A 9574-nucleotide genomic window follows, 5' to 3' on the forward strand; every position below is an offset into this window, starting at 1 on the left:
AAACCTCTTCCTTAGAACTGAAGGCCAGCTTCACGGGCAGCATCTGCCAGTGCCTGGACTCGACCATGATATTGGAAACCGGAACGGTCAAAGGAAACTTTAGAGATCCCTTTTTCCAACGCACGTTCAGCCAGTGCTTTACCTACTGCTGCTGCTGCGTCTTTGTTACCGGAATACTTCAATTGCTCTGTGATAGCTTTTTCTACAGTAGAAGCGGCTACCAGTACTTCAGAACCATTTGGCGCAATTACCTGTGCGTAAATGTGACGCGGGGTACGATGTACCACCAGGCGGGTTGCACCCAGTTCTTTGATCTTACGGCGTGCGCGGGTCGCACGACGGATACGAGCAGATTTCTTATCCATAGTGTTACCTTACTTCTTCTTAGCCTCTTTGGTACGCACGACTTCGTCGGCGTAACGGACACCCTTGCCTTTGTAAGGCTCAGGACGGCGGTAGGCACGCAGATCTGCAGCAACCTGGCCAATAACTTGTTTATCAGCGCCTTTCAGCACGATTTCAGTTTGGCTTGGGCATTCAGCAGTAATACCTGCTGGCAGCTGGTGATCGACCGGGTGAGAGAAGCCTAAGGCTAAATTCACCACGTTGCCTTTAATGGCAGCACGATAACCAACACCTACCAGTTGAAGCTTCTTGGTGAAGCCTTCGGTAACACCAATTACCATTGCGTTCAGCAGAGCGCGCGTAGTACCCGCTTGGGCCCAGGCGTTTGCAAAACCTTCGCGCGGGGCGAAAGTCAGTGCGTTAGCTTCTTGCTTCACTTCAACGGCGTCATGGACAGTACGAGTCAGCTCGCCGTTTTTACCCTTAATCGAAATAACCTGACCGTTGAGTTTTACCTCTACGCCGGCAGGAATGACGACGGGTGCTTTTGCAACACGAGACATTCTTTCCTCCCGAATTAAGCTACGTAGCAGATAATCTCGCCACCAAGACCTGCTTGGCGAGCTGCACGATCGGTCATAACACCTTTAGAGGTAGAAACAACAGCGATACCCAAACCGGCCATAACTTTTGGCAGCTCATCTTTTTTCTTGTAGATGCGCAGACCTGGACGGCTGATTCGCTGAATGCTTTCTACCACTGCCTTGCCCTGGAAGTACTTCAGTACCAGTTCCAGAACAGGCTTGGCGTCGCCTTCGATTTTGAAATCTTCAATAAAACCTTCATCCTTCAGCAGTTTGGCAATTGCCACTTTCAGCTTGGAGGAAGGCATGGTGACCGCAACTTTGTTCGCGGCTTGACCGTTACGGATACGGGTCAGCATATCCGCGATCGGATCTTGCATGCTCATCTGTCTTTACTCCCGTGATTCAATTGGTAATTACCAGCTAGCCTTTTTCAAGCCAGGTACTTCACCGCGCATAGCGGCTTCACGTAACTTGATACGGCTCAACCCGAATTTGCCCACATAACCATGTGGACGGCCAGTTTGGCGGCAGCGCTTGCGCTGACGAGACGGGCTGGAATCACGCGGCAGAGTTTGCAGCTTGAGAACAGCATCCCAACGATCTTCGTCGGATGAGTTCACACCAGAAATGATAGCTTTCAGTTCCTCGCGTTTAGCGCGGTACTTTTCAGCCAGTTTCACGCGAACGACTTCGCGTGCTTTCATTGATTGCTTAGCCATCAGTAACCCTGCCTTACTTACGGAACGGGAAGTTAAAAGCAGCCAACAGCGCGCGGCCTTCATCATCAGATTTCGCAGTAGTGGTAATGGTAATATCCAAACCACGAACGCGATCGACTTTGTCGTAGTCGATTTCTGGGAAGATGATTTGCTCACGCACACCCATGCTGTAGTTACCACGGCCATCGAATGACTTAGCGGACAAGCCACGGAAGTCACGGATACGTGGAACAGCAATGGAAATCAGACGCTCAAAGAACTCCCACATGCGTTCGCCACGCAGAGTTACTTTACAGCCGATCGGATAGCCCTGGCGGATTTTGAAGCCTGCAACAGATTTGCGTGCTTTGGTGATGAACGGCTTTTGACCGGAGATAGCTGCCAGATCAGCTGCTGCGTTATCCAGCAGTTTCTTGTCAGCGATCGCTTCACCAACACCCATATTCAGGGTGATCTTCTCGACCCGAGGGACTTGCATGACAGAGTTGTAATCAAACTGAGACATCAGTTGTTTGACTACCTCGTCTTTGTAGTAATCATGCAGTTTCGCCATCGTATTACTCCAAATTACTTGATAGTTTCGCTGTTAGACTTGAAGAAACGGACTTTTTTTCCGTCTTCGAATCTAAAGCCTACACGGTCAGCCTTACCGGTAGCCGTGTTGAAGAGAGCAATGTTAGAAACCTGAATTGCAGCTTCTTTTTCAACAATGCCACCTGGTTGGTTCAGGGCCGGAACCGGCTTCTGATGTTTCTTAACCAGGTTGATACCTTCAACAATGACCTTGCCAGCAGACAGGACATTTTTTACTTTACCGCGCTTACCTTTGTCTTTCCCGGTAAGAACGATAACTTCGTCATCACGACGGATTTTCGCTGCCATGGTTCGCTCCTTAGAGTACTTCTGGTGCCAGAGAGATAATTTTCATGAACTTCTCATTACGCAGTTCACGAGTTACCGGCCCAAAAATACGCGTACCGATAGGCTGCTCGCTGTTATTGTTCAAAATAACGCATGCATTACCATCGAAGCGAATGACAGAACCGTCCGGGCGACGTACACCCTTCTTGGTGCGCACCACTACCGCCTTCAGCACATCGCCTTTCTTCACCTTACCGCGAGGAATTGCTTCCTTGATGGTAATTTTGATGACGTCGCCGATGCCTGCGTAGCGACGGTGCGAGCCACCTAGAACCTTGATACACATTACGCGACGTGCACCGGAGTTGTCGGCGACGTTCAGCATAGTCTGTTCTTGGATCATTTTAGTGCTCCGCTAATGTCAACTACTACTTTAAGACCTAAGAAAACTTTAGGCCGTTGAAAAGCCCCATTACCGAGGGCGCAGCATTATAACACCGCTTCCAGAGTATGGGTAGAAAAAATAAACGGCTCATTTTCTGAGCCGTTTATTAAGTAAGAGCCAGCTACTCTATTACAGAATCGCTTTCTCTACAACGCGAACCAACGTCCAGGACTTAGTCTTGGACAATGGACGGCATTCGCGGATTTCTACCACGTCGCCGATACCACATTCGTTGTTCTCGTCATGTACGTGCAGCTTGGTCGTACGCTTGATGAATTTCCCGTAGATCGGGTGCTTCACCGTGCGCTCGATAGCAACAACCATGGATTTCTCCATTTTGTCACTAACAACACGACCCTGCAGGGTACGGTTAATATCAGTCATTTACACACCCGCCTTTTCAGTCAGTAAAGTCTTAACGCGTGCGACATTACGACGCACTTGTTTCAACAGGTGAGTTTGTTGCAGCTGGCCACTTGCCGCCTGCATGCGCAAGTTAAATTGCTCACGCAGCAGGTTGAGCAGCTCAGTGTTCAGCTCTTCAACGCTTTTTTCACGCAGCTCTTGTGCTTTCATTACATCACCGTCTTAGTTACAAAGGTGGTTTTGATCGGCAATTTAGCTGCAGCCAGCTTGAATGCCTCACGGGCGACCTCTTCTGGTACACCGTCCATTTCGTACAGGACTTTCCCAGGTTGGATCAGGGCAACCCAATATTCCACGTTACCCTTACCTTTACCCATACGCACTTCGAGCGGCTTCTCGGTAATTGGTTTGTCCGGGAATACACGGATCCAAATTTTACCTTGACGCTTAACTGCACGAGTCATTGCACGACGAGCTGCTTCGATTTGACGAGCAGTCAGACGGCCACGGCCAACAGCTTTCAGACCGAAAGTGCCGAAGCTAACATCCGTACCCTGCGCCAGACCACGGTTGCGGCCTTTGTGCATCTTACGGAATTTTGTACGCTTTGGTTGTAACATCAGCGACTCTCCTTACTTGCGGCCTTTACGCTGCTGCTTTTTAGGTTGAGCAGCCGGTTCCGGTTGTTCAACTGCAGCCATACCACCCAGGATCTCACCTTTGAAGATCCATACCTTAACGCCGATTACACCATAAGTGGTGTGCGCTTCAGATGTGTTGTAATCGATATCCGCACGCAGTGTATGCAACGGAACACGACCTTCACGGTACCATTCGGTACGCGCGATTTCAGCACCGCCAAGACGGCCGCTTACTTCAACTTTGATACCTTTAGCGCCAAGACGCATTGCGTTCTGTACAGCACGCTTCATAGCACGACGGAACATAACGCGACGTTCCAGCTGTGAAGTGATGCTGTCAGCAACCAATTTAGCGTCAAGTTCCGGTTTACGGACTTCGGCGATGTTAATTTGCGCAGGAACGCCAGCGATATCCGCTACGACCTTACGCAGTTTTTCGACATCTTCACCTTTCTTGCCGATAACGATGCCTGGACGAGCAGTGTGAATAGTCACACGGATGCTCTTCGCAGGACGCTCGATAACGATGCGAGAAACGGAAGCTTTCGCCAGTTCCTTAATCAGGAATTGACGAACTTTAAAGTCGCTGTCCAGGTTGTCAGCGAATTCTTTGGTATTCGCATACCAAGTAGAGTTCCAAGGTTTGACAATACCCAGGCGAATACCATTAGGATGTACTTTCTGACCCATTGCTAGTCTCCAGAGTCTCAGCGATCGGACACAACCACAGTAATGTGGCTGGTGCGCTTCAGGATGCGATCTGCACGACCTTTTGCACGCGGCATAATGCGCTTCATGCTTGGGCCTTCGTCTACGAAGATTTTCGTGACTTTCAGATCATCGATGTCAGCGCCATCGTTGTGTTCTGCGTTAGCAATGGCAGACTCCAGCACTTTCTTAACCAGACCAGCAGCTTTCTTGTTGGTGTAGGCCAGAGTTTCCAGAGCTTGCGACACTTTCTTACCGCGGATCAGGTCTGCAACAAGGCGGACCTTCTGTGCAGAAGAACGAGCGTGGCGATGTTTAGCGATAGTTTCCATCTCTTCCTCCTACCTTAGCGCTTTTTAGCTTTTTTATCAGCCGCATGGCCGCGATAAGTGCGAGTCGGCGCGAATTCACCCAGTTTGTGACCGACCATTTCATCGGAAACGAACACTGGTACGTGCTGACGACCATTATGGACAGCGATGGTCAAACCGATCATGTTAGGAAAGATCGTTGAACGACGGGACCAAGTGCGCAAAGGCTTCTTGTCACCGCTTTCCACCGCTTTCTCTACCTTCTTCAGCAAGTGCAGGTCAATAAAAGGACCTTTCTTGAGAGAACGTGGCATGGCTTATCCTCTAATTATTTTTTGCTACGGCGACGTACGATGAACTTATCGGTACGCTTGTTGCTGCGGGTTTTCTTACCTTTGGTCTGAACGCCCCATGGTGTTACTGGGTGTTTACCAAAGTTTTTACCCTCACCACCACCGTGCGGGTGATCTACCGGGTTCATCGCCGTACCGCGAACGGTAGGACGAACACCACGCCAACGTGCAGCACCTGCTTTACCCAGAACGCGAAGCATATGTTCAGCGTTACCGACTTCACCCAGGGTGGCGCGGCAATCAACTGGAACTTTACGCATTTCGCCTGAGCGCAGACGCAGAGTTACGTAGGAACCATCACGTGCAACGATCTGAACGTAGGCACCAGCAGAACGAGCCATCTGGCCGCCTTTACCTGGTTTCATTTCTACGTTATGAACCGTTGAACCCACTGGGATGTTGCGCATTGGCAGGGCGTTACCTGCTTTGATTGCAGCATCAACACCAGATTGGATCTGGTCACCAGCTTTCAGGCCTTTCGGCGCCAGGATGTAACGGCGTTCGCCGTCTTTGTACAGAACCAGCGCGATGTTCGCGGAACGGTTCGGATCGTACTCCAGACGCTCAACCACAGCAGGGATACCATCTTTGTTGCGTTTGAAGTCAACCAGACGATAATGTTGCTTGTGGCCACCACCGATATGACGGGTGGTGATACGGCCATTGTTGTTACGACCACCGCTTTTGCTCAGTTTCTCAAGCAGCGGGGCATAAGGTTTACCCTTGTGCAGCTCAGGGTTAACCACTTTAACAACGTGGCGACGACCCGGAGATGTAGGTTTACATTTAACAATTGCCATTGTTCTTACTCCTCCGACTTACTCTGCGCCGCCGATGAAGTCCAGATTCTGGCCTTCTTTCAGGGTGACGTAAGCTTTTTTCCAGTCGCTACGACGACCAACACGCTGACCGTGACGCTTCACTTTCCCTTTAACTACCAGGGTGTTAACGTCTTCGACTTCGACTTCAAACAGTTTCTGCACTGCAGCTTTAATTTCTGCTTTGGTCGCGTCTTTGGCAACTTTGAGTACGATGGTGTTGCTTTTTTCCATCGCAGCGGATGCTTTTTCAGATACGTGCGGTGCACGCAGCACTTTCAGCAAACGTTCTTCACGGATCATGCCAGCATCTCCTCAACTTGCTTCACAGCATCAGCAGTCATAACCACTTTGTCGAAGGCGATCAGGCTAACCGGGTCGATACCTGCTACATCGCGCACGTCAACCTTGTACAGGTTGCGAGCAGCCAGGAACAGATTCTCATCCAGTTCACCGGTCACGATCAGCACATCTTCCAGAGCCATATCTTTCAGTTTCTGTGCCAGCAGCTTAGTTTTAGGCGCTTCTACAGAGAACTTCTCGACAACGATCAGACGATCTTGACGTACCAGTTCGGACAGGATGCTTTTCAGCGCGCCGCGGTACATCTTTTTGTTAACTTTCTGACTGTGGTCCTGAGGCTTAGCAGCAAAGGTCACGCCACCTGAACGCCAGATCGGGCTCTTTACAGAACCTGAACGCGCACGGCCGGTACCTTTCTGGCGCCACGGTTTTTTACCGGAACCAGTTACTTCAGCACGGGTCTTCTGAGCACGAGTACCTTGACGGGCACCTGCTGCATAAGCAACAACAACCTGGTGTACCAGCGCTTCGTTGAAGTCACGACCGAAGGTAGTTTCGGAAACAGTCAGCGCGCTTTGCGCGTCTTTCAATACTAATTCCATTGCTATCCCCTTACGCCTTCACAGCTGGTTTAACGATCAGGTTGCCACCGGTTGCGCCCGGTACAGCACCCTTAACCAGCAGCAGGTTGCGCTCAGCGTCAACACGTACTACGTCCAGGCTTTGAACGGTTACACGCTCGTCACCCAGGTGGCCAGCCATTTTCTTGCCTTTGAACACTTTGCCCGGAGTCTGGTTCTGACCGATAGAACCCGGAACGCGGTGAGACAAGGAGTTACCGTGGGTAGCGTCTTGGGTACGGAAGTTCCAGCGCTTTACAGTGCCAGCAAAACCTTTACCTTTAGAAGTACCGGTAACATCGACTTTTTTAACTTCAGCGAAGATTTCTACGCTGATGTTCTGACCTGTAGTGAACTCTTCACCTTCTGCAAGGCGGAATTCCCACAGACCACGGCCAGCTTCGACGCCAGCTTTAGCGAAATGGCCCGCTTCCGGTTTGGTTACGCGGTTAGCTTTTTTGCTACCGGTAGTAACCTGAACGGCACGGTACCCGTCGTTAGCCAGGTCTTTAACCTGAGTCACGCGGTTCGCTTCAATTTCAATCACGGTTACTGGGATAGAAACGCCATCTTCAGTGAAGATACGAGTCATACCCAATTTCTTACCGACTAAACCAATCATTGTTTCAACCTCTCAATCGCTCAATGACCTGATTAACCCAGGCTGATCTGCACGTCTACACCAGCAGCCAGATCCAGACGCATCAGAGCATCAACGGTTTTCTCGGTTGGCTCAACGATGTCAACCAGACGCTTGTGAGTGCGAATCTCGTACTGATCACGCGCGTCTTTGTTAACGTGCGGAGAGATCAGAACGGTAAAGCGCTCTTTGCGAGTTGGCAGCGGGATCGGACCACGGACTTGCGCACCAGTGCGCTTTGCAGTCTCGACGATTTCCGCGGTTGATTGATCGATAAGACGATGATCAAACGCTTTCAGGCGGATACGGATTCTTTGGTTCTGCATGAGACCAGAGCTCCAATTATTTATAAACGTAAATAATTACTCCTCACACCCATTTCGATTGATGGGGGAGTGTAATCGTCAACATATAACCCCCATATCGGGAGTATTGTTCGAAGGGCAAAACGTACCTGCCAATCGACTGATTCGCTAAAATCAGGCTTACCAAGATTAGGTAAGCCCGCGCATTATACGCAAAACAGAGCGAGAAGCAAGACACAGATGGAAATATGCTCAGGATATCGGCATCTTTTACAGGCGGGCATTTTACGTGACGAAGTGCGGAACAGAGATCGATGTATGCGGGGGGCTACAATACTGCGTTGGCGGCGCTCCCCCGCCCTACTGGAGAAAACACATGCCGGCCGGGGAGCATCGTCGTTGAGTGGGGGAAACGGTATTTATATTCCTAAAGCTGAGCTTGCGCGTAGTTCTGGATCCCCAGACGAGCAATCAAATCCAGTTCGGTCTCCAGCCAGTCGATATGCTCTTCTTCATCGGCCAAGATCTCTATCATCAGATCGCGGCTGACATAGTCATGGATAGAATCGGCGTAGGCGATGCCTTCGCGCAGGTTCTTGGCACCCGCCAGCTCCAGCGCCAGATCGGAACGCAGCATCTCTTCAATGTCTTCGCCAATGTTCAGCTTGCCGAGATCCTGCAAATTCGGGATACCTTCCAGAAACAGAATGCGTTCGATATAGCGATCGGCATGCTTCATTTCGTCAATCGACTCGTGGTATTCCTTATCATTGAGGCGTGTTAATCCCCAATTCTTGAACATTCGGGCGTGCAGGAAATATTGATTGATGGCAACCAGCTCGTTACCGAGCAGTTTGTTGAGGTGAGCAATGATCTTTTTATCGCCTTTCATAGGTAACTCCTCCTGGCCAGTTCTAAAAGTGTAGAAGCTGTAAGCCAAGAGTCAAAAAATAACCTTACCTTTAGTTAGGCAACTTCGTGCATAGGAATAATGGTTCCGCTTTCCTCCACCATAATCTGTCTTGCCTGACGAATGCACTTTCCGCAATCGGTACCAATTGGCACAAGTTCACGCAATTGTTTCATGGTATGCGGGTTGTGCTGACGCACGGCCTTACGAATCGCTTTGTCAGTCACGGCATTACACAAGCATACATACATAGAGAGACTCACTTCTTAACCAATGCCGTAAGTCTAAATAGGAATGCTTTTTATTTCAATTAACATTTGACCAGATTGCATAAAAAAAGGGCACCGAAGTGCCCTCTTTTTTGTGTCGAAAAATTATACGCGATTAAGCGATAACTTTAGCAACAACACCAGCGCCTACAGTACGGCCGCCTTCACGGATTGCGAAACGCAGGCCGTCGTCCATCGCGATTGGGTGAATCAGGGTTACAACCATGTTCACGTTGTCGCCTGGCATTACCATCTCAACGCCTTCTGGCAGTTCGATGGTACCGGTCACGTCAGTTGTACGGAAGTAGAACTGTGGACGGTAGCCTTTGAAGAATGGCGTGTGACGACCACCTTCTTCTTTGCTCAGGATGTA

Annotated in this window: 20 protein-coding genes and 1 pseudogene; all 21 read right to left on the minus strand. The window is 50.0% G+C overall.

Features of this window, described 5'->3' with window-relative positions; genetic code table 11:
• Positions 1-11: 11 nt before the first annotated feature.
• A complete protein-coding gene (gene rplR, locus ACI2J2_RS24215) occupies positions 12-365 on the minus strand; it encodes a 50S ribosomal protein L18 (protein ID WP_037425856.1) in 354 nt (117 codons plus the stop codon).
• A 9-nt stretch (positions 366-374) separates the two neighbouring features.
• Positions 375-908 (minus strand): 50S ribosomal protein L6, encoded by a 534-nt coding sequence (gene rplF / locus ACI2J2_RS24220; RefSeq protein WP_209640506.1) that lies wholly within the window; start codon positions 906-908, stop codon positions 375-377.
• A 14-nt stretch (positions 909-922) separates the two neighbouring features.
• Entirely contained in the window at positions 923-1315 is a 393-nt protein-coding gene (rpsH, locus tag ACI2J2_RS24225; protein WP_037425859.1) for a 30S ribosomal protein S8, read from the minus strand.
• A gap of 30 nt (positions 1316-1345) precedes the next feature.
• Positions 1346-1651 carry a 30S ribosomal protein S14 gene (gene rpsN / locus ACI2J2_RS24230; protein WP_012147218.1) on the minus strand — a complete coding sequence of 102 codons (306 nt, stop codon included), beginning with the start codon at positions 1649-1651 and terminating at the stop codon, positions 1346-1348.
• Between the two features lie 13 nt (positions 1652-1664).
• Complete coding sequence (rplE, locus tag ACI2J2_RS24235) at positions 1665-2204, minus strand: 50S ribosomal protein L5 (RefSeq protein WP_004951155.1); 540 nt, start codon at positions 2202-2204, stop codon at positions 1665-1667.
• Positions 2205-2218: 14 nt separating this feature from the next.
• On the minus strand, positions 2219-2533 hold the full coding sequence (rplX, locus tag ACI2J2_RS24240; RefSeq protein ID WP_020837239.1) for a 50S ribosomal protein L24: 315 nt from the start codon (positions 2531-2533) through the stop codon (positions 2219-2221).
• Positions 2534-2543: 10 nt separating this feature from the next.
• Positions 2544-2915 carry a 50S ribosomal protein L14 gene (rplN, locus tag ACI2J2_RS24245; protein WP_020837240.1) on the minus strand — a complete coding sequence of 124 codons (372 nt, stop codon included), beginning with the start codon at positions 2913-2915 and terminating at the stop codon, positions 2544-2546.
• A 171-nt stretch (positions 2916-3086) separates the two neighbouring features.
• The gene (gene rpsQ / locus ACI2J2_RS24250) at positions 3087-3341 is read right to left on the minus strand and encodes a 30S ribosomal protein S17 (RefSeq protein ID WP_037425866.1); all 255 of its coding nucleotides are present in this window, start codon (positions 3339-3341) and stop codon (positions 3087-3089) included.
• Positions 3342-3533, minus strand: a complete 192-nt coding sequence (gene rpmC, locus ACI2J2_RS24255) for a 50S ribosomal protein L29 (RefSeq protein ID WP_004951169.1) — start codon at positions 3531-3533, stop codon at positions 3342-3344.
• The gene (gene rplP, locus ACI2J2_RS24260; RefSeq protein ID WP_004951171.1) at positions 3533-3943 is read right to left on the minus strand and encodes a 50S ribosomal protein L16; all 411 of its coding nucleotides are present in this window, start codon (positions 3941-3943) and stop codon (positions 3533-3535) included. Before rplP ends, rpmC begins: the two co-directional genes overlap by 1 nt.
• A 12-nt stretch (positions 3944-3955) precedes the next feature.
• On the minus strand, positions 3956-4654 hold the full coding sequence (gene rpsC, locus ACI2J2_RS24265; RefSeq protein WP_004951172.1) for a 30S ribosomal protein S3: 699 nt from the start codon (positions 4652-4654) through the stop codon (positions 3956-3958).
• A gap of 17 nt (positions 4655-4671) precedes the next feature.
• Positions 4672-5004, minus strand: coding sequence for a 50S ribosomal protein L22 (rplV, locus tag ACI2J2_RS24270; protein ID WP_004391423.1), 333 nt, complete (start codon positions 5002-5004; stop codon positions 4672-4674).
• Between the two features lie 14 nt (positions 5005-5018).
• Complete coding sequence (rpsS, locus tag ACI2J2_RS24275; RefSeq protein WP_004929772.1) at positions 5019-5297, minus strand: 30S ribosomal protein S19; 279 nt, start codon at positions 5295-5297, stop codon at positions 5019-5021.
• Between the two features lie 14 nt (positions 5298-5311).
• Positions 5312-6136 carry a 50S ribosomal protein L2 gene (gene rplB / locus ACI2J2_RS24280; protein WP_037425869.1) on the minus strand — a complete coding sequence of 275 codons (825 nt, stop codon included), beginning with the start codon at positions 6134-6136 and terminating at the stop codon, positions 5312-5314.
• A gap of 18 nt (positions 6137-6154) precedes the next feature.
• Positions 6155-6457: a 50S ribosomal protein L23 gene (gene rplW, locus ACI2J2_RS24285; protein WP_004951179.1), complete on the minus strand. Its 303-nt coding sequence runs from the start codon at positions 6455-6457 to the stop codon at positions 6155-6157.
• The gene (rplD, locus tag ACI2J2_RS24290; RefSeq protein WP_004929779.1) at positions 6454-7059 is read right to left on the minus strand and encodes a 50S ribosomal protein L4; all 606 of its coding nucleotides are present in this window, start codon (positions 7057-7059) and stop codon (positions 6454-6456) included. Before rplD ends, rplW begins: the two co-directional genes overlap by 4 nt.
• Positions 7060-7069: 10 nt before the next feature.
• The gene (gene rplC / locus ACI2J2_RS24295) at positions 7070-7699 is read right to left on the minus strand and encodes a 50S ribosomal protein L3 (protein WP_037425873.1); all 630 of its coding nucleotides are present in this window, start codon (positions 7697-7699) and stop codon (positions 7070-7072) included.
• 32 nt (positions 7700-7731) lie between these two features.
• A complete protein-coding gene (gene rpsJ, locus ACI2J2_RS24300; protein WP_001181005.1) occupies positions 7732-8043 on the minus strand; it encodes a 30S ribosomal protein S10 in 312 nt (103 codons plus the stop codon).
• Between the two features lie 406 nt (positions 8044-8449).
• Positions 8450-8914: a bacterioferritin gene (gene bfr, locus ACI2J2_RS24305; protein WP_209640509.1), complete on the minus strand. Its 465-nt coding sequence runs from the start codon at positions 8912-8914 to the stop codon at positions 8450-8452.
• A gap of 74 nt (positions 8915-8988) precedes the next feature.
• On the minus strand, positions 8989-9183 hold the full coding sequence (bfd, locus tag ACI2J2_RS24310) for a bacterioferritin-associated ferredoxin (protein ID WP_013814795.1): 195 nt from the start codon (positions 9181-9183) through the stop codon (positions 8989-8991).
• A 133-nt stretch (positions 9184-9316) separates the two neighbouring features.
• A pseudogene (gene tuf / locus ACI2J2_RS24315) lies at positions 9317-9574 on the minus strand (elongation factor Tu); the annotation flags it as partial.

It is taken from the genome of Serratia sp. NPDC087055 (assembly GCF_044900985.1).
GTDB lineage: Bacteria > Pseudomonadota > Gammaproteobacteria > Enterobacterales > Enterobacteriaceae > Serratia.